We start from the raw sequence: 19194 nt of genomic DNA on the forward strand, positions 1-19194 counted from the left end.
GGGAATTAGTGGCGTCCCCAGGGGGATTCGAACCCCCGTACTCACCGTGAAAGGGTGATGTCCTAGGCCTCTAGACGATGGGGACCAGAGGACTTTGAAATGCTTAAAAGCCGTTTGCCGTCAGTTTGTGATATTGCCATAAACTGGTGGAGGTAAGCGGGATCGAACCGCTGACCTCTTGCATGCCATGCAAGCGCTCTCCCAGCTGAGCTATACCCCCGGCAAAAGAAGGCGAATTATACTGACCGCTATTTTTCCCGTCAATGTACAGGTTGAAGTATATCATCCTCATCATCCCCTGACAGGCCACTGCGCGAACAATTGATCCTTTCACCTTGCTTGTTCTAGCCGCTCCCCCTCCCGCTCGCCTGAATCTCAATATATCAGTTGGGGAAATACTCAAGCTGCTTGTCCATCCTCCGCAGCGTTTCCTCCCTGCCCAGCAATTCCAGCACCACATTGATCGCCGGGGTCTGGGCCTCTCCTGTAACCATGACACGCAACGGCATTGCCACCTTCGGCATCTTCATGCCGTGTGCCGTAGCGCTGGCCTTGATTACGTCGTTAATGGCATGGCCTTCCCATTCGACCGTTGCAAGTTTTGTCTGCAAATCGAGAATCGGAACTTTAGCCTCAGCGGTGAAATACTGCGCCCTCAGTTCCTCCGCAGGCTCCAGCGGGCGAAAGAAGTAAACAGCCGCATCCGCCAGTTCCGCAACGGTATTGACGCGCTCCTTGAGCAGATTCACGACCTTGCGCAAATCGGGAACACCTCCGCCAGTAACGTCACAGCCATCCACCGCAAGAAAAGGTTTTGCCAATTCCGCCAGCCGCTCGTTATCCGCGGTTTTCAGGTATTGCTGGTTGAGCCATTGCAACTTCTCGGGATTGAACTTACCCGGTGAACGATTGATATTGGATAAATCGAACCACTCAACCAATTGCTCCCGGCTGAATATTTCCTCATCACCATGCGACCAACCCAGCCGGGCCAGATAATTCACCAATGCCTCCGGCAGATAACCGTCCTCCCGGTACTGCATCACCGAAACCGCCCCATGCCGCTTCGATAAACGCTCGCCATCCGCACCGAGAATCATCGGAACATGCGCGTATTGCGGCAGAGGCGCACCCAGCGCTTTCAGTATATTGATCTGGCGCGGCGTATTGTTCACATGATCGTCACCCCGAATCACATGCGTGATGTTCATATCGAGATCGTCGATCACCACGCCGAAGTTATAAGTCGGCACCCCATCCCCGCGCAGCAGCACGAGATCATCCAGCTCGCTGTTGGAAACGGTGATCTCACCCTTTATGAGATCCTTAAATGTTAGCTCCCCATCCAGCGGGTTTTTCAGCCGCACCACGGGCTTCACGCCGGCGGGAGGCGTTTCTCTGGAATCGCGCCAGCGACCATCATAGCGGGGCTTCAACCCCGCTGCGCGCTGCTGCTCGCGCATTGCATCCAGTTCTTCCCTGCTGCAATAGCAGTAATAGGCACGGCCCGTGCGCAGCAACTGCTCCGCCACTTCATGGTAGCGCGCCAGGCGCTGCATCTGGTAAAACGGCCCCTCGTCATAATCCAGCCCCAGCCACGCCATGCCGTCCAGAATCGCCTGGGTGGACTGGGCTGTGGAGCGTTCCAGATCAGTATCCTCGATCCGAAGGACGAATTTACCACCATGCTTGCGGGCATAAGCCCAGGAAAACAGCGCTGTGCGAGCACCGCCAATGTGAAGATAACCTGTGGGACTGGGAGCAAAACGGGTGCGGATCATGGGTAAGAATGCTGACAGAAAAGCTGTCGCAGTTGCGAAAAGACGCTATTTTACGCGAGATTTGGACTATTGCCGCGCTATAGCATCTCGGCATTACATTCCGGCGTCACGTTCGCCGACCATTTGACTTGGAGTCTCATCGTTCCCACGAAAGCGGGAACCCAGAAGTATTTTCGGCCGAAGCAAATGCCTTCCCCAAGCTACTCAACCCAGATTGCCGAAAAGCTTACTGTTGTCGTTCCCGCCAGAATAGGAGCCTGAAACACTCGCGCCGAATTGCTGAATTGACCGAAATCCTCGATTTATGCTCTAATTGCGCCACCCTCAACCGTTATCAACTCAGGATAACGTCAAGTAACGGGCGGTTAACTCAGCGGTAGAGTGCCACCTTCACACGGTGGAAGCCACTGGTTCGATCCCAGTACCGCCCACCAAAAGATGTCCAGCAAAATCCAAATACGTCCAATATAGCTAATAATACTTCTTCCAACGGTAAAACGTCCGTTCTGAAATCCCACCTGTCGGATCAGATCGGCCACCGGCATTCCCAGCTCCGCTTGCTTCAATACCGCCACGATCTGTTCTACTGAAAACTGTTTATTCTTCAGGCAACAGCCCTCTTTTAAGGTCAAGTTTGCTCGAAAAACTCAAATCTCGGGGCGGCTCATGAACTCGGCGTCAAGGATCTCAATTGCTACGTACGAACGGGTGTGAACAGCCCGCTCCTTCAGGCCGGCATTAATTGTGCATCGACGTAAAGAAAATTTCGCTTCGCTCCACTACAATCGGATCGAAGCTGAGAATGCCAAGCGGAGTGGGAAACGCGTGTGCTACCTTGATTGGGGCATGCACTAAGGCTGCTACCACTATTCCAGGAATCCATAGGATCTCTAGGTTAGAGCTTTGTACAGATCTTTCATCAAGATACATTTTCTCGTCAAAAGCAGCTTCCAAAAGTCTGTGCCGAGAAATCTTTTCGTGGTCTGGGCGAACGGCTATGAAGCGGAACTCCTGCGGTTTGGTCTGGGCTCTGCCTTCCTTCAAAATTGTCTTGCGTATCGCGTCGAGCGTCTTTGGGAGTACCCGCGTGGAGCCCCAATGCAGCGACGGCACCAGCCAGCAGAGGTGATCCACTTGCGGCGGTTCGGCTCATGGCGCTTTATTGCGTATTTGATCGCGTTAAGAAGCTTCTCGGTATTGGGCGAGGTGAACAGAGAGCCCAGGAGCGGGATGGTCGGACGATCGGTTCGCAGCTCTCCAGCACGTGCAATCGCTGACTTGTGGAACCGTTCAACCGCCAATCCATCTCGACGGATGAAATCAGCCAAGAATTCCGGTGCCAGCTTAATCAACTGTTCATACGCCCATGCGTCATGCGTTTGTCGTGGCTTCTTGAGCTTTTTCATGTAAGCAGCCACCGCATCGGCAATTCGTTCCCGGTCTTCCAGTTCATGGCCAGAGCGCCACTCCGTCAACTCGAACTCTGCCGTTGCCGAGCGCCCGCCCTGTGCGTTGATAGTGACAGGTATCACCGCCAGGAATTTCTCCTCTGGGCTCACGCTGTCCACCGAATACAGATACTGCTGCTTCTCGAACCCCCCACCTCGTCGTGGAAGGTCGAATTCGGCAAAATGCCTTTGGAATGCGCCCTGTTGCTTCAGATACCTATCGAGCAGGATGTGTAAGTCGCGGCGATTGCGCAGTATTTTCTCAACCGGTGAACCTCCTTCCATGGTTTTGCCATGTAGACGCCATGACCCTCCCGCGCTTTCGATTCGGCCGCGCCAATCCTTAAGGTCTACTGCCAGAATCCTGTCTTCAATTACTAAGATAACATCAATTTCACGCCCTCCATTGGGCAACGCCAACTCTAGGCTCAGGACCTATTGATTTTGGGATTCACGGAAGTGAGCGGATGTGATTCACTTATGTCAGGAGGAGTTGCCATGAGTGATCTTTTTATGCTGTCAGAGAAACAATTCAACCGCATAAAGCCTTATTTTCCCTTGTCCCATGGGGTGGCGCGTGTGGATGATTTGCGGGTGATCAGCGGGATTATTTACGTGATAAAGAACGGCCTGCAATGGAAGGACGCTCCCAAAAGCTACGGCCCGCACAAGACGCTCTACAATCGCTTCATGCGCTGGAGCAGGATGGGTATATTCAACCGCATTTTTGCGGAACTGGCTGGCAAAGAGGAAACGCCGGATCGGCTAATGATTGACGCCACACATCTGAAGGCGCACCGTACGGCAGCCAGCCTTTTAAAAAAGGGGATGTTCCCCGCCGTATCGGTCGCACCAAGGGCGGCTTGAATTCAAAACTCCATGCCGTGTGCGACAGAAGGGGCAAGCCTGTTGCCCTGCTGCTCTCCGAAGGGCAGATGAGCGATTACAAGGGTGCGGCCCTGTTGTTGCCTGTTCTACCCAAGGCAAAAGAGTTGCTGGGGGATCGCGGCTATGATGCTGACTGGTTCAGGGCAGCCCTCAGAGAAAAGGGTATTACGCCCTGCATTCCCCCGAAGAAGAACCGTAAAACCCAGATCGAATACGACAGGGAACTCTACAAGCAACGCCACAAGGTAGAAAATATGTTCGCCAGGCTCAAGGACTGGCGACGCATCGCCATGCGTTATGACCGTTGCGCCCACACCTTCTTCTCCGCCATCTGTATCGCCCCTACCGTCATCTTCTATCTCAATTAATGAGTCCTGAGCCTAGTTAATGTATTGTCATGGCTCGCTCTCGATTTGAAGGTAGGCCATGCTCGAGTAATTCGCATACGAGCGAAATTTTTGAAGTAATATGAAAATCGTACAGACCCAGAAGCAACGGCCACGCGATTTTATCTAACTCAGCAGTATTTACCACTGTACCGACGTACACCAGAGAATCAGTGTGGGTATTTAGGACTTAAGCAGGAGGAGCCCGGCCGGGGCCCTGCTGCGACTTGGTTCTTTTAAACGGTGAAAAAATGGAACAGGAAGTGGGTTTTGGTCGAAATATGATGCAGAATTTAAAACTGTAAAATGGGAAATTAAATAATTATAGGAACAGTTTATGCTTAAGTTGCTGGTGGCGTTATTGGGGGCAGTTCTTGGATTTTTTCTACTCTCTCTTATTATTTCCTTTCTCTTGCCGAGTAAACAGGGCTGGATGGTGCAGCTACAAAACTCTTTCTGCTATCAAGTAGGGTGCCATCAAATGTTTTATGGGAGATTTGCTGAAGCAATCGCCGCCGAAAAAATTGGTCCCTTTAGGGAATTAGTGACGCCGGCTGAAGTAAGCGACGAAGATATCCTTAAATTCATCAAGAAAGTGAAATCTGATCATGGCCGAGTTCGTATGATTAACTATGGATTTGATAATCCTGATAATTATGAAAGATTGATGCCAGTAGCATCGATTGAAAGTCCGGATGGGAAGTGGGTCCATAATAATAAAAAGCACGAATATTGGTTCCGAGATGAGCATGATGTACCTGGTCAATTTCGTTTTAAAATGTGCGGTGCTGATTTTGATAAGCTATGTGGTATCGAGGTATCAACCAATCTTTTGTATTTGATAAAAAACCGTAAATAAAAATTCGAATCATGCTCGCAAAAACGGTCTTTTCAGAAGAAAAGAATTGAACCGAAAAAATCGGCAGTTTCCCTAGTTTTTAACCTCACAAAACTGCGTCTTGAAAACATACCCTCCGATAAGTCGGGATAAAGATGAGTCTCAGGAGAATAATGGGAAGTGAAATGAGGATTGGATATGCGCGGGTAAGTACTCAAGCACCGAGTAGAAAACTGGTCTTTCATATTCAAAACACCCACACACCTCGCTTCCTGTGATTTCGCCATTGCCAGGGTGCAACAGGGTTGGGATCAGCCCAGAGGCCGCATTTCGCCAGCCTGGCACTGAATTCCAGAAGATAGAGATGATAGTTCCTGTCGACGTATCTACGGTATGTCCAGGCCATTCCCCGGCTGACCTGCTCCGCATTGACATTCACGCCATCGCATTTGACGTTTGCCACGACACGCTTGTAGCGATCTACTACGCCGGATGTCACCGCCGCCTGTTTGCCGAAGCATAGATCGGAAAGGAATTGTTTGGAGCGCTCTCCAAACGGTTGTTGCTTCTCCGGAGCATCGATCCCGGCTAAGCGAATCTTTGTTGCCGTTTTGATCTGGTGACAACTGTCAAAGTATTGCCATCGGCTATGCCGACGACCTTTCCTCCAAACGTTTTTGCTTCTACAGGCGAGAAATACAGGGCACATACGGCAATAATGATGAATTTTACCGAGGGATAGGATTTTGGCATTCGGGAATAGATAACTTATCGAAACCTCTCCATATGTAAAAGGAATGGAGGGAGATGAATAGCGGGAGATGCGATAGCTCAGCGCTCAGGAGCCGTGACTATGCAAGCAGGCTGGATGATTCTCGATGATTTCACTATCCGGGAGCCGAAGATACATCCTTTGCAGGAAGATTCCCGAAAAATCGACTATTGGTCACCGACTTTTTGATTGTCCACAATTGCTGTGGATAAGTTTGTTGATAAGCTATGCAAATGATGAGTAAGTCATCTTTCCGTAACATCTTTTCTTAGCCGGCTATTTTTTGAACTTTTTTTAAACATATTTATTATCAAATACTTGAATAAAAATCAAGACCCGGGATTTTTTGACATTTAGTACTGGAATTGCGTATGTGATTCAGGTGAAAAATGTGGATTATTTAGAAATGTCAAGCAAAATGTGATCCTTGTTTTATAAAATCCTCCTGGCTTTGGGTTCGATTCTGAGTCTCCTCCCTTTCTTCCGCTTATCCTGAGCGAATGCAAGTCCACGTGCTTTCAATACTCCAATACCTGGAATTTTTTGCTAACAAAAAGCTGTTTTGCTACGGTACTCCGTTTTGCGGCCGTTATAACGAGATAGTCGTCACCCCTTGGGCCTGTCGCGCGCATGCCTTTGATCCTTCATCGCGCTATCCGTACATGGTAGGGAAAATTCCGGGGTGCGGAGTCGATGCTACAGTGACAGGACCTACAGTGACAGCATCTTGGCGAGGAACGATCATTCGCGCGTTGCGCTCCAGTCTGATGATTGGAGCAACATCGCGAAATCCAATATGAATGAGCAGAACCTGGACAGACATCATGGCAGACAGCAAACCTGACCTTCCTGATAACAACAAGAAATATCGCATTTCGTCGAAAAGCGGTATTCTCTCCACGCTGCGAGTGATGATAAGGAATAATTCGCAAAGCACTTGTTATTTTGGTGATGCCGGTAGCTTTTTCCCGACTGCCCTTTTGAATCTTGACAGCCAGCACGGGGAAATGGTGCTCGATTATGGTCCGGATGAGGAGATCAATCAGCAGGCATTGCAAGCTGGAAAATGGAATGTTGTTGCATTTCCCAACCAGGTGAAGGTTCAATTTTCCTGCCAACAAATCGGGAAAACAGAGTTTGAGGGGCGAAACGCCTTCCTTGCACAGATCCCCAAAAGTCTGTTGCGTATGCAAAAGCGGGAATATTATCGCGTTGCCACACCGACGATTGCTCCCGTGAAATGTGCAGTTCCCATACTCGAGGAAAAGTCGCCTTCCACGGTGGAAGTTATCCTGCAGGACCTTAGCTGCGGTGGCATGGCTGCCATCGATTCGAATGGTAGAGGCAATTTTGGGGAAGGAAGCGTTTATGAAAATTGCCGCATTGTATTACCGGATATCGGTACGGTTAAGGTATCCATGCGGATAATCCGGGTAGAACCAGCTGACACCGGGCTCGTACACGATCTCCAATCCCAGCGCGTCAGTTGCGAGTTTGTCGATACAGGGGAAAATGTGCTGTCCCTGATCCAGCGTTACATCACAAGGCTGGAGCTGGAACGAAAACGGAAATAGTTGGCCCGCTGAGCCTGGGTAGTTAATGCCACGGCGATAACGGTACCCGAGCGTTCATTGAAGATATCATGGCTGAGAATGAGCACAAGTCTTTGTCCTGCCTGTTCTCGGCCTTGTACAGGATTCAAATCGGCCCAGCATATCTCCCTCTTAATATTCTGGCCATGCTGCCAGATCCTCGGATAGGCCTTCCTCAGCCAGTGCACGCTCAAAAAACTGGTCCAACTTCGCGCATTCTATCTCCAACCGGTTTTTCTCCAGGCGCTCTATTTTTTCTTCCATTGCTTCTTGGATTGCACGACTACGGTTTGGAAAAACGTGCAGCTTGATCAAGCGATCAACTTTCTCCAGAGTCTCTTCCTCCAAAGTTATGGCGATTTTTGCCTTGCTCATATTAGAGCATTTTCGTATCAAGTGTTTACACTTGCTTTCTCGCTAATGCCTCCCCTCGCTTGCGAGGCGAAAGGATCTGTTTATGTTTGCACCAAAATTGCTCTAATATCCGCAAAAAGTATAAATATCAGAACAGTATTAGACGACTTACTTTCAGTCTTTCCAGGGACTATATCATCCGGGATTTGTCACCGTAGACGCTGAGGAACTCCCGTCACCGGTTCAATCAATTCTCTAAGTTGTCAATAATTCTATTCCGGCCATCAATATGATTCCTTGAGAAGAACAATAAAGGTGTCCTGGTGACTTTACGCAAACCGAGAGGCTTCAAAGGTGATATGAATTCAATTGTTACAAGAAGAGGGTACAATTACTTTCCAATCCTACAGGTTGAATCAATCCAATATGACACCTGTCGCCTTCTTGCTCATGTATACCCCAAGGATTGGGGTATATCTCTTCCTGTTCGCAGGCTTTCTCGCCCTTGCATTTCCCGCTACCTCATTTTCGGAAAATTCCACCAAGGTGGAGTTCAAAAAAGAGGGCAAAGCTGTCAAGACTATCTCCTTGGATGATCTTCGCACTGTCGCCCGCGAGCGCTCGCTCAAGGTATTCGAGCCGCATGAGCGGCGGAATCGGGTTTATCGTGTACTCTCGGCAAGAGCGGTATTCGACAAGGTGTTCGGCAAGGATTGGGAAAAAGCGCAGGAGGTGGTGTTCACGTCGATCGATGGATATCAGCCGAGCATTCCGGTGAAAAAATTCCTCGACCATGACGCCTATTTCGCCTTCGCCAACGAAGGTGCAGCGCCGTTCACATTGACCAATAGATTGCAGAATAACGAGGTCGTGCCCCTCGGTCCGCTCTATCTCGTTTGGAATAATATCGATTCGAAGGAACTGCTTGAAGCAGGCGCATCCGATATGCCTTACCAGATCAAGACTATCGAACTCAAGATGAACGAACCGTTTCCGAATATGGTTCCACCATCTGGTTCCTTGGAAAAGGTACAACGCGGATTCGAGCATTTTCGCAAGCACTGCGCCGCATGCCACACGATAAACGGGGATGGGGGCGGCAAGGCACCGGAGCTCAATTATCCGAAAAGCGTGGTGGAGTACATCAAGCCCGAATACCTCAAGCGCTGGATATTGGCGCCGCAAACCATTCGATACAACACCCACATGCCGGCGCTTGCGGAAGAAATTTCGAACAGGGAAAAGGTTGCGGGTGAAATTATTGCCTATCTCAAGGCAATGAGCGGGGCGAAACGGGCTCCGTCAGGAAATCCAGGGGACATTTCCAGGTGACACAGTAGAAATGCCTGAGTGTTGTTATTCCTGTTTGATGCCGGACTATTTGGCTCATAGGCTCATTCTTTTGCCCCGGTTTGCAAGGCCATGCCCTGCCGCGTTGTCCAGTCGATAATCTCCGCGGCGAGTCTGTCGGCGCTCAGGCCGAAAGCCGTAATGATTTCCGATGTACCCCGGCTTTGCACGGGTTCGCTGACTTCGAAGCTGCGCGCTGCCACGATGCGATTGCGCAGCGGCTGCGACAGGGTGGCGTAAAAGCGGATGGTGGCCTGCGGTCCGTCATTTGTGTACTCCACCTGGAATGCACTCAGGTCGCCCCCAAGTTCCAGGTCGGTAGCAAGATTGTTGCTGCTGTTGCCGTTGCTGACGGAATTGAACCTGCCATCTGCCCGGAAAGCCGCTACCAGCCGGTTGCGCAGCAGAACCGGCGCGGGATCACTCCAGCGGATGCCCTTGTACGAACTGAGCTGGTTACCCTGGCGCAGCGCCAGCACACGCGGGCTGTCCGTGATATAGCTGCTGTAGGGTGTTGCAAGGCGCAGCGTCCAGGGCAGGGAGTCGCCGGACGAACGGGAGGCAGACTCGGCAGCAGGCAGTTGATAGATTTCCAGGTTTTCGGTCGCAGGCAATATCGAGCATGAGGACACGAAGAGAAGTACCGTCGCTATCCCGAAACGACGGAGCAAGTGCAGAGGGAAATAGCTCGCACCCAGGGTGAGGTTCATGGCTCAAGCTCCTCGATTTTTTCCCGCCCTGTGAGGTAGGCAGCAGGATTCTCATCGAGCCGGCGTACGGTTCTTGCCAGTGCAGACATGGTGTAGCGTAGTTCCTGCAGGGCAGGTCCCAGTTCGTTCATGCCCTGCATGCCTCCGCTCAAAGCGGCCTGATTCTCCAGCAGCAACTGATCCACCGATGCGCTGACTTTCGCCAAAGAAGCTGTGGCGCGATCGAGGTTGCCAAGAGTTGGAGCGCCCTTCTCGCTCACGAGGGTGTTCGTTGCCGCTATCAGTTGCGTAGCTTCCCGCAGCGTGGAATTCGCCTGTGCGCTGGCGGCGGCCAGTTCGGCCACGATTCCCCGCACGTTATCTTTCTGGCTGGCGATCACCCCGGTCGTCTGCTCCAGGTTCTTCAGCATCCTGCTCAGCCGCTGGGCATTTTCCGGGGAAAGAATCTCTTTGGCGCGCATCACCAGCTGGGTGACATCCGCCATCATGTTGTCGCTGTGCTCCAGCAGCTTGGCGATGGGCGATGGGGTGGCCACGATGACCGGTTCCTTGTGGTCATCCTTTGCCACGAGATCGGGGCTGTCGGGCGATCCGCCACTGAATTCGATCACCGAATTGCCGGTGATGCCTGTTAGCGCGAGCCGTGCCTGGGTGTCCTCTTTGATCGGCGTGTTGCCCTGCACGCGCACTCGCGCAATCACTTTGCGGGGGTCTCGCGGGTCCAGCGCGAGATTGATCACGTCACCGACCGTGATGCCGCTGTATTGAACGGCGCTGCCTATGGAGAGACCCCTGACTGCTTCATTGAAGACCACGGTGTAGTAGCGCTGCATGGAGTCGCCCGAGGCCTTGCTCAGCCACAGGGTGAACAGCAGTGCGAGCGTTACCGTCATAACGGTAAAGAATCCGATCAGTACATGGTGCGCGCGCGGTTCCATCGGTTATCTCCTTATCTCCCTGGCCCTGACCATCGTATCGCTCGTCTCTGCCGCATGGCTGGCGGCGCGTCCGCGCGGTCCGTGAAAATACTCCTGCACCCATTCATCCTCGGCGGCTTCGACCGTTTCGAGCGGGCCCGCTACGAGAACACGTTTCTGCGACAACACCGCAACGCGGTCGCAGATCGTATAGAGCGTATCAAGGTCGTGGGTCACGATAAAGACCGTGAGGCCCAGCGCATCGCGCAAGGTGATGATGAGCTGGTCGAATTCCGCCGCACCGATGGGATCGAGCCCGGCGGTGGGCTCGTCGAGAAAGAGGATATCGGGGTCCAGCGCAAGCGCGCGCGCCAACGCCGCCCGCTTGATCATGCCGCCTGATAGGGAGGATGGGTATTTCGTGGCCGCATTCGCCGGCAAGCCGGCGAGCGCCAGCTTCACGATCGCCAGGTGCTCGGCATCGGCCCGGGTGAGGCCGGCATTTTCGATGAGCGGGAGCGCGATGTTTTCCACGACAGTCAGAGAGGAAAACAACGCCCCGCGCTGGAAAAGCACACCGAAGCGCTGCTCCAGTGGCGCACGCTGCTCGGGCGCGAGCTGGAGCAGATCCGTGCCGAGAATACGCACGCTGCCCGCAGCGGGTGTTTGCAGACCAACGATGGAGCGCAGCAGGACCGATTTGCCCGAACCGGATCCACCGATGACGCCGAGGATCTCACCGCGATGGACGTCCAGGTCCAGCTTGTCGTGTACGAGTTGTTTGCCAAAACGATTGGTCAGGCCCCGCACCTGGATAATCGCTTCACGGCTCCGCGCCGAAGCGCCGGTTGCCTGGCTGTCAGGATTCGCCAACCCGGCTTTCCGCGGAAACAGCGCCTCGTCCGTCACCATCCCATCTCCATGAAAAATAGGGCCGCCATTGCGTCCAGAAAAATGACGACGAATATGGAATGTACCACACTGGCTGTCGTATGCTGTCCCACGGACAATGCGCTGCCGCTGACTTTGAGCCCTTCGAGGCAGCCGATGACCCCGATCACGAAGGCGAATACGGGCGCCTTGGACATGCCCACCAGGAAATGCCGCAGCTCGATCTGATCCTGGAAAATGGTGAGGAACATTGCCAGTGAGATATCCAGTTGCAGAGCGCAGACCAGAGCGCCGCCCAGGATTCCCGAGAGCATCCCCACGAAGGTGAGGATGGGCAGGGATACGAACAATGCCAGCACGCGCGGCAGCACCAGCAGGTTGGCGGGGTTCAGGCCCAGCACGCGGGTTGCGTCGATCTCCTCGTTGATCTTCATGGAGCCAAGCTGAGCGGTGAACGTGCTTGCGGTGCGGCCGGCCATGAGGATGGCGGTAAGCAGGACGCCCAGCTCCCGCAGGAAGGCGAAGGTCACGAGATTGACGGTGTAGATGCTTGCTCCGAAATTGGCCAGCACGGTTGCGCCCAGAAAGGCGATCACGGCGCCCACCATGAAATTGAGCAGGGCGATGATGGGTACGGCATTCAGGCCGGTTTCGTGGATTTGCGCCACGATCGATGTCATGCGCCAGCGTGCCGGATGCAGCAGGCCGCGGGCCAGCGCATCGAGCGTGAAACCCATGAAGCCCAGCAGTGCCAGTATTTCCTGCCGGAAGATATCCAGCGCAACTCCGGCGTGACCGAATATATCGATAAAGGCGCCACGCTGCCGCTTTTGGGATACCTTGCCGGCAGCTCCCATCGCGTTAGCCACCGTTAGCAGCAGCGCGCTCCGTTCGCGGCTCAATGCCGGACTGGAAGCGGCAAGCTCTCCGGCAAGTTCTGCACCGAGCAGTTCGTAAAGGCGTGCGGCACCCGCGGTGTCCAGTGCCGCAAGCCCACCCAGCTCTACGTTGCGCCGTGCTGCGGCCAGACCCCCTGAACGGTGCCGAAGCAGGGCGATCTGCTCGCCCAGCGCGGCATAGTTTTCGAGTGTCCAGTTGCCACGCACATTCAGCCGTGGGGGATTTTCAGAAGCATCCCAGAGCAGGAGTTCTGACTCGGTGCCAGATGTCATGGTGGTCCGTTACTGTCCATTTCGTTCAAGCAACGTCACCACGCCACTCATGCCATCGACTTCCACCCTATCCCCATCCTGCAGTTCGGCCAACACTCCTGCCAGGTTAACGACCGCAGGGATAGCAAACTCACGGGCAACGATTGCTCCGTGCGAAAGATAACCGCCCGTCTCTACAACCAATCCTGTCGCTCTTAGAAAAAGCGGCGTCCAGCCGGGATCGGTGGAGGGAGCAACCAGAATATCACCCTGTTGCAATTTGTAGCCGTCGGACGGGTGGAGCAAAAGGCGCGCTTTACCTCTCGCCAAGCCTGTGCCGGTCGGTATACCATGGTAGCGACGTGAGTTATTTGAGGCTGTGGCTGTGGCTGTGGCTGTGGCTGTGGCTGCGGCTGCGGCTGCGGCGGACTCATGTGCCTGCCAGCCCTGCCTTGAATACCTTGATGCCTCGACCAGAACATCCGGTGCTGTTTCCTGCGACCATTGTTCGAAAAGCCTGTTCCGTTCGCTCACGCGAGCCTTTACTCCGCCCTCGGGAATATCGCCATCCAGCACACGCAATATCTCGGAGAGCATGAGTTGAGAAATATCCGCTTCCTGCACCAGCACTCCACGTTCAACCAGATAACGTCCGGTTGCGAGCAGCAGACGGCGTGCCGGCTCCATCAGTGCCGTCAGGGCGCTGCGTGCAGCTTCACGCTGGTTGCATTCCTGCGTCGCTGCTTTTGCCAATTTCAGGATAAATGCGCGTTTCCAGAACGGGACGCCGGATCGGATGCGCGCCCGCGCTTCAGCCACAGCTGCTTTCTGCCGAGCCTGCAACGCCGCTTCATCCACCTCGGCCAGTTGCTCCAGTTGCGATAGTAAATACTCCGGCGCCTCCCGCCATCTCGGATTCCGGAAGTAACTTTCATACAATCCACGATGCCCGTAACGCTCAAGAAACTCATTGAAGGCATCCTGAAACTTGGGGTTCTCCGTATGCAGAGGATGGTTGGAAGCTTCCATGCTCTCCTTGTTTTCCCGCCACAAACGCGCCAGAGCCATCAACTCATACGACTGGCGTGCGGTGACACTCGGCTCTCCACCGGCGAGCAAAGCGGTAGCCAATGCATATCCTTCACCCGGAAAACACTTGTCCAACTGCTCGACCAGCATTGCCAGGCTTCCGCCGCCTGAGCCCTGCAAGAAAAACAGATCGACCGCACTGCGGGCGACGTGAAAATGACGGAGAATTTCAGCGCGCAGCCCTGCCGCATCCTCGGGAAGCGGCTGCTTGCGCCATTGGGCCGCCTCGACCATGGCGCGCTCTACAGCCCGCTGGCCGCGGCGACGCTGCCCTGGAGAGCGCAGCATATAACGCACCGCCCTTCCCAAACGTGCAAAGCCGTTGGCAGGACTTGTGGACGGCAGGGTGATTTCCGGCTGCCTGCCACCAATCAGCGAATTCGTCAGTTGGGGAATCACCCCTAATGCATCGAAAACTTCCCACTGCAACAGGGAAAGCTGTAAATAAAGACGGCCATGGAACAGCCCCGCACGCTGCAATCCTGGCAGCAATGGATAACCCGCCAGAATGTAGCCCTGCGTGAGCAGTTCGTTAACAAGCTTTCGAGCGTTGCACCAGTCAATCGGTGATAGCGGCTCGGGAACTACTTCGCAGGTGTTGCCGCGCGTCCAGTAGGTGGGCTGCGTTTGCAGCGCGGGGTAGGTGTAATGGGGCCGGGCAGTGACTGGCCGGGCCTGCGTCAACCAGAACTGTTCGCCGTCCCATACCCATTCCAGATCATAGAATGGATGGGTGAAGTCCAGGGCCACCGCCGCGTCGCGCAGCAGTTCAGCCAGGGCTAACGCTTGATCGGACGAAAGAACAGGCCCTGTTGCTTCGGCGGCGGATGTCGCGACCATTGCCGTTCCGCCTTCCGGCCGCGCGACTGCCTTGACCGCCTTGCTGCCGATCTGCTCGTGCAGTAATACCCAATGATCATCGAGCAAATCTTCGCCAAAAACATATTCATCGCCCGTTGCCTGCCCCTCGACCAGCGATTCGCCCAACCCCCATTGCGCATGGATGACAAGCCTGTCGTCACGTCCGGTAATCGGGTCACAGGTGAAAGCGATGCCGGAAGCAATGGTGGGCAGCAGCGGCATGACGATTACTGCCATGCCTGGCATGGATGCATCCTGGCCCAGTCTTTGACGGTAAGCAATAGCGGTGGGAGAGGATAACGAGGCCCACACATCCCGCACGGCGAGCTGTACCTGTTCGATACCGCATACATTCAGACAGGTGCGGTAAATACCCGCGAACGAGGCCGTGGCTGAGTCTTCACCGGCAGCCGAAGAGCGTACTGCCAACGGCTGATTCAACCAGCCACGGGCAGCAAGAGCCTCCTGCAATGCAGCCGACAATTCGGGAGCGAGTTCCTCATTGGCCTCATTGCCCTCATCGTCATACAGCGTTCGCCACTCAACCGGGATAACCAGTCCCTCCGGCACCGGCAGGCCCAGTTGCTTCAATCGTGCCAGATGCCATGCCTTGCCGCCTACGGTCGCGGCATCCGCAGCTAGAACACTTTCCCAGTCGAGGATTTCCAGTTGCGTGGTTTGCGTGGTTGTGGGGACTTCTCCAGTCCCTCCTTGGGAATACGCCACCTCAGCCGTCATTTAACACCAGCCTTCGCCGCTGGCAGATTTGGTCATTGCGACGGCCAACAAACTCGATTGTTTCCGCATCAGGCCAGGGCAGTTGAAGTACTCCATCGCTGATGCGGCGCACTGCTTCAAACGGACGTCCGTTCATGTACGTTTCCAGTTCATCCAACCCTCTTGTTGTTATGCTCACGGTACGCTCGTCAATCTGCACTTTCATCGCCGTGCGCGGGATTCCGGAAAGAAGGCCGGCACAAAATGCGATCAAGTCCCGGTTTTCGTATAGCAAATCGTCAAGTGTCATTTCATACGCGATTCCGGGAACGCCCAGGTCTTCGATCGGCAACCCATCAGCAGCGCCAGAGCGCAGCGCCCGGCGGATTGCGAGAGTGTACCCCACGTCCGGGGGAAGTGCGTTCAGTTCAAAGGGTGTTCCCCGCAGGACTTCCCGCAAGTCAAAATGCGTCCAGACATTCGCCCCACCTGCACCGGTAGCTTCTCCCACGCAAACCACCAAGCCTATTTCATTATCCACGAAACCCGCGGCGAACAGGTCGCCCGATGAATAAGTATTTGGATCGACAACACATACGACAGGCCCGCTGTATCGCTGGCCGATATCGTTACACCAGGCAGGATCAGTCAACGGCAGGGATTGTGAGTAAGGCTCGCCTGTTGCGATTGCTGCCTCAAGCGAAGGCAGCCACGCTTCAAACTCCATGCGGTTGAAGGGACTGGACGCCACGGCCCGCGTCATGGGGGAAGCGAGCAGGCTGAAGCGTGCCGGTCTTATGGTGTTTGGCGTAAAGAGCTGCAACAAACGCTCCGCCGCCCAGATCAGCCCGCCGGGATTACCCCGCAGGTCAAGAATGAGGCCGTTGTCAGGCAATATATCCAGCAAGCGCATTATCTCGGCGATGAATGCGTCGTCATCCTCGACATCGAAGCTCCAGATACGCAAATAGCCCAGGTCACCAGATGAGCTGTTTTTGACGATACGCGCTGCCAGTGCATCCTGAAACCGGGTCCTTATCCACTTTACCCACTTCTCGTCGCGGGCGATGGCAGTGCCGCCGCGATCCGCCTCCCATACATTTCCTGAAAACATGAGCTTCTTCGTGCGGCGCACAGCTTCCGCCGCCGGATCAGCGGCAATATAGCGCGATGCTCGCGAACCCGGCTGATGGTTGATTTGGGCGCGCTCGGGCTGAACGACCCGCCATGGGATTCGTGTCTCCCGTAGCGTTCCTCGGAGTGAAGCGCGGTAAGCGATATCCACCGCCATCTCATCCGGTGGCGGCCCGCACTCCAATGCGCGGAAAGTAAGAGATTCCAGGGCTCTTGCACGCCGCGCATCCGGGCGACCACCGGTTTCCCGGTCCGCGTGCAGATCAACGGCACGAGCAAAGGGTATGCTGTTCCAGGTCTCCAGAATTACACCTGATTTAAATCTGGCATCCTTTACGAGCTCGGGTGCTGATACTTTTGATACGACAAAGGTGGGGGCGTCATAAGGACCATACTGCTCCACCAGGAAAGGCAGCGCTGCGACCGCTCCCTGTTTTGCGGCAGGCCCTGAGTAGCGTGTGTGCGCATCCCGCAAACCCGAGATGATCGAGGTCAGCGCCAGATGAAACCCTCCTTCAGATAACGCGGCCACTTGCGCGCGCAGCAGCTGCAATGCCTGTACCGGATCAAACGCGTAGGCGGCGCGTTTCTGCGGAAGATGACAATAGACACCGCCGATCACGGCAATCAGCGTATCGATAATCTGTAAACGTTCTCCACCATCCAGCACCCGTGCTTTGGGAATGCGAAAGTCAGGCCGCCGTCCCCTTCCCCTTTCCCTCCCCCTTTCCCTCCTCCTCGGTTCGCCGTCTGGAGATTCACCAAACAGGAAATCGCTTAGAAGCTGCCCTGTCTGGGCCTGAAGAAGAGAGGCAGCAGCGTGCTGATCATCCATGAGAATCAACCCTGAAAATCAGCTGTAAAACTCACTGAGTCCATTGAGCAACCCCTCGTGAAACCCTAGCTCTGGAATCGAGACGAAGAATGCTTCGTCATGCACAAGCGGCTGGATGGGCGGAACAATGATCTTCGATAAATCTTTCGGCAAACCGCCTACAGGCACCCGACCGGTGGGCATATCCAGTGCAAGGCGTAATGGCGGCGGTGCACCGGTGCGAATGGCGGCAAACGCAAGACGCCGCGCGCTCTCGATCGCCCTCTTGGGGTCATCCCGAACTTCTTCCAGCCGTTTTAGAACATCCTTATAAGACCACGGCTCATCATTACCCTCAAATCGGGTGAGGGCAAGACGCCGCGTTTCGCCATTTACGGATATCCTGCTCGTTTGCGCTGAACTCGCCTGCTGCATGAGTTGCTCAGTTCCATAAAGCGGCTTTCCATTCACCGCCACCAGGCGCACATCCGTTTCGGTAGCGCGAAGAATGGTTTTGAAGGGGTCGGGCTGGGAAGCTCCTTCGGTAGGGGATGCAATTACAACCAAATCCCCCAGTGCTCCAGGTTGCAGTCGCCCCGCCTGCCGCTGCCATGCTTCGGCCAGCACATCCCCCGGATTGGCAGTAATCATTTTGACGAGATCGAAGGGAGAGAAGTCCCATCCTTTCGCTTCGCTTACCAGGGAAGCGACCTTCAATTCACCGAGTACGTTTCGTGTCCCGGATGGGCCCCAGTCCGATCCTATGCAGAGACTGATCCCTTGTCCCAATGCTGCCGGAACATCAGTGGTCGTGCCATATAGCCACAGATTCGAGAATGGGGACCAGACTATTGCACCCGGATCGCTCCAGGTATTGTATGAAGCGGAGGCGACAGCATTGGTATGAATGGCGACCAGCCTGCGCTGCAGGCATCCCGCAGTGTGGGCAGCGCGGTACTCGCGCTGGACGATCGAGCCGGGACGACCCTCCGCGCAATGGTAAATGAAGGTTGCACCCTGCCGCATGCTGATAGCACGCTGGCCAAGCTGCTCGGGTTTGAGGGTGAGTGTCGAGGCGAGTACCTGATGACGTCCGATTTCTCCCCCGAGTGTTTCATCCTCTATATTTCGTACCAGCCAGCCGTCCAATGGACGGTTGCTGGGTGGAGACCCTTGGATGCTGGTCGTGCCGCCAACCAGCGCGCGAATTTCCGCGTAGGCGAGCAATTCTGCCGGGGCAGCCTCGATAAATGCATAAGTCGGCCAGGTGATGCTTTCCGCGTAGGTGGGCCGCGTAGGTGGGCCGCGTAGGCCAGATATCATGATGCTGGAATGGTATGGTGCGATTGGGCTCGGTCCAGAGGGGAAGCGTCGCGTAGGCGAGATGGCTATGCAGGTCGATAAATGCGGGGATGACGAGATCATTACCCACATCAACCGCGGGAGCATTATCGAATTCAGCAGAGCGCGCTGAATTCGCTATAGTCGCTGCACCCGCTGC

17 protein-coding genes, 3 tRNA genes and 1 pseudogene are annotated in these 19194 nt (G+C 54.6%); 6 read left to right on the top strand and 15 right to left on the bottom strand.

Going from position 1 to position 19194, the window contains the following annotated elements:
- Positions 1–9: 9 nt before the first annotated feature.
- The 3 genes from ACZ5BW_RS08430 to gltX all read right to left on the bottom strand — a co-directional run bounded on the left by ACZ5BW_RS08430 (position 10) and on the right by gltX (position 1781).
- Positions 10–85: transfer RNA gene (locus ACZ5BW_RS08430), tRNA-Glu, on the bottom strand.
- Between the two features lie 59 nt (positions 86–144).
- A tRNA-Ala gene (locus ACZ5BW_RS08435) sits at positions 145–220 on the bottom strand.
- Positions 221–383: 163 nt separating this feature from the next.
- Positions 384–1781 carry a glutamate--tRNA ligase gene (gene gltX / locus ACZ5BW_RS08440; protein WP_464538888.1) on the bottom strand — a complete coding sequence of 466 codons (1398 nt, stop codon included), beginning with the start codon at positions 1779–1781 and terminating at the stop codon, positions 384–386.
- A gap of 359 nt (positions 1782–2140) precedes the next feature.
- Here gltX and ACZ5BW_RS08445 point away from each other — a divergent pair.
- A tRNA-Val gene (locus ACZ5BW_RS08445) sits at positions 2141–2215 on the top strand.
- A gap of 40 nt (positions 2216–2255) precedes the next feature.
- Here ACZ5BW_RS08445 and ACZ5BW_RS08450 read toward each other — a convergent pair.
- Together ACZ5BW_RS08450 and ACZ5BW_RS08455 are read right to left on the bottom strand one after the other, a co-directional pair.
- Positions 2256–2389 (bottom strand): annotated as a pseudogene (locus tag ACZ5BW_RS08450) (transposase); the annotation flags it as partial.
- A gap of 432 nt (positions 2390–2821) precedes the next feature.
- The gene (locus ACZ5BW_RS08455; protein WP_464538890.1) at positions 2822–3649 is read right to left on the bottom strand and encodes a nuclease-related domain-containing protein; all 828 of its coding nucleotides are present in this window, start codon (positions 3647–3649) and stop codon (positions 2822–2824) included.
- A 78-nt stretch (positions 3650–3727) separates the two neighbouring features.
- Here ACZ5BW_RS08455 and ACZ5BW_RS08460 point away from each other — a divergent pair.
- Together ACZ5BW_RS08460 and ACZ5BW_RS08465 are read left to right on the top strand one after the other, a co-directional pair.
- A protein-coding gene (locus ACZ5BW_RS08460; protein ID WP_464538892.1) for an IS5 family transposase occupies positions 3728–4485 on the top strand; the annotation gives its coding sequence in 2 pieces (ribosomal slippage) (positions 3728–4061 and positions 4061–4485; 759 coding nt in all).
- Positions 4486–4840: 355 nt separating this feature from the next.
- Entirely contained in the window at positions 4841–5362 is a 522-nt protein-coding gene (locus ACZ5BW_RS08465; RefSeq protein WP_464538894.1) for a hypothetical protein, read from the top strand.
- A 226-nt stretch (positions 5363–5588) separates the two neighbouring features.
- Here ACZ5BW_RS08465 and ACZ5BW_RS08470 read toward each other — a convergent pair whose 3' ends face one another.
- Complete coding sequence (locus ACZ5BW_RS08470) at positions 5589–6050, bottom strand: thermonuclease family protein (protein ID WP_464538895.1); 462 nt, start codon at positions 6048–6050, stop codon at positions 5589–5591.
- A gap of 863 nt (positions 6051–6913) precedes the next feature.
- On the opposite strand from ACZ5BW_RS08470, the gene ACZ5BW_RS08475 reads away from it, so the two are divergent.
- Complete coding sequence (locus ACZ5BW_RS08475; RefSeq protein WP_464538896.1) at positions 6914–7687, top strand: flagellar brake protein; 774 nt, start codon at positions 6914–6916, stop codon at positions 7685–7687.
- Here the strand turns inward: ACZ5BW_RS08475 and ACZ5BW_RS08480 are convergent.
- A complete protein-coding gene (locus ACZ5BW_RS08480; RefSeq protein WP_464538898.1) occupies positions 7648–7893 on the bottom strand; it encodes a type II toxin-antitoxin system PemK/MazF family toxin in 246 nt (81 codons plus the stop codon). The two genes, ACZ5BW_RS08475 and ACZ5BW_RS08480, sit on opposite strands and share 40 nt — an antisense overlap.
- Positions 7838–8080 carry a CopG family ribbon-helix-helix protein gene (locus ACZ5BW_RS08485; protein ID WP_464538900.1) on the bottom strand — a complete coding sequence of 81 codons (243 nt, stop codon included), beginning with the start codon at positions 8078–8080 and terminating at the stop codon, positions 7838–7840. The genes ACZ5BW_RS08480 and ACZ5BW_RS08485 overlap by 56 nt, the downstream gene beginning before the upstream one ends.
- 405 nt (positions 8081–8485) lie before the next feature.
- On the opposite strand from ACZ5BW_RS08485, the gene ACZ5BW_RS08490 reads away from it, so the two are divergent.
- Complete coding sequence (locus ACZ5BW_RS08490; RefSeq protein WP_464538902.1) at positions 8486–9391, top strand: c-type cytochrome; 906 nt, start codon at positions 8486–8488, stop codon at positions 9389–9391.
- A 62-nt stretch (positions 9392–9453) separates the two neighbouring features.
- Here the strand turns inward: ACZ5BW_RS08490 and ACZ5BW_RS08495 are convergent, their stop codons facing one another.
- From ACZ5BW_RS08495 to ACZ5BW_RS08525, 7 genes are read right to left on the bottom strand one after another with little or no spacing between them, the layout of a single operon-like run.
- Positions 9454–10119 (bottom strand): ABC-type transport auxiliary lipoprotein family protein, encoded by a 666-nt coding sequence (locus ACZ5BW_RS08495; RefSeq protein WP_464538904.1) that lies wholly within the window; start codon positions 10117–10119, stop codon positions 9454–9456.
- Entirely contained in the window at positions 10116–11057 is a 942-nt protein-coding gene (locus ACZ5BW_RS08500) for an MlaD family protein (RefSeq protein ID WP_464538906.1), read from the bottom strand. The genes ACZ5BW_RS08495 and ACZ5BW_RS08500 overlap by 4 nt, the downstream gene beginning before the upstream one ends.
- Before the next feature lie 3 nt (positions 11058–11060).
- The gene (locus ACZ5BW_RS08505) at positions 11061–11948 is read right to left on the bottom strand and encodes an ABC transporter ATP-binding protein (RefSeq protein ID WP_464538908.1); all 888 of its coding nucleotides are present in this window, start codon (positions 11946–11948) and stop codon (positions 11061–11063) included.
- Positions 11942–13099, bottom strand: coding sequence for an MlaE family ABC transporter permease (locus tag ACZ5BW_RS08510; RefSeq protein WP_464538910.1), 1158 nt, complete (start codon positions 13097–13099; stop codon positions 11942–11944). The genes ACZ5BW_RS08505 and ACZ5BW_RS08510 overlap by 7 nt, the downstream gene beginning before the upstream one ends.
- A gap of 9 nt (positions 13100–13108) precedes the next feature.
- Positions 13109–15766: a PEP/pyruvate-binding domain-containing protein gene (locus tag ACZ5BW_RS08515; RefSeq protein WP_464538912.1), complete on the bottom strand. Its 2658-nt coding sequence runs from the start codon at positions 15764–15766 to the stop codon at positions 13109–13111.
- Positions 15756–17714 (bottom strand): S41 family peptidase, encoded by a 1959-nt coding sequence (locus ACZ5BW_RS08520; RefSeq protein WP_464538914.1) that lies wholly within the window; start codon positions 17712–17714, stop codon positions 15756–15758. The genes ACZ5BW_RS08515 and ACZ5BW_RS08520 overlap by 11 nt, the downstream gene beginning before the upstream one ends.
- Positions 17715–17732: 18 nt before the next feature.
- Positions 17733–19016: an amidohydrolase family protein gene (locus ACZ5BW_RS08525; protein ID WP_464538916.1), complete on the bottom strand. Its 1284-nt coding sequence runs from the start codon at positions 19014–19016 to the stop codon at positions 17733–17735.
- Between ACZ5BW_RS08525 and ACZ5BW_RS08530 the strand changes: the two genes are divergently transcribed.
- The gene (locus tag ACZ5BW_RS08530; protein ID WP_464538918.1) at positions 19015–19167 is read left to right on the top strand and encodes a hypothetical protein; all 153 of its coding nucleotides are present in this window, start codon (positions 19015–19017) and stop codon (positions 19165–19167) included. The genes ACZ5BW_RS08525 and ACZ5BW_RS08530 overlap by 2 nt on opposite strands.
- Positions 19168–19194 lie beyond the last annotated feature (27 nt).

It is taken from the genome of Nitrosospira sp. TNL300, assembly GCF_055385915.1.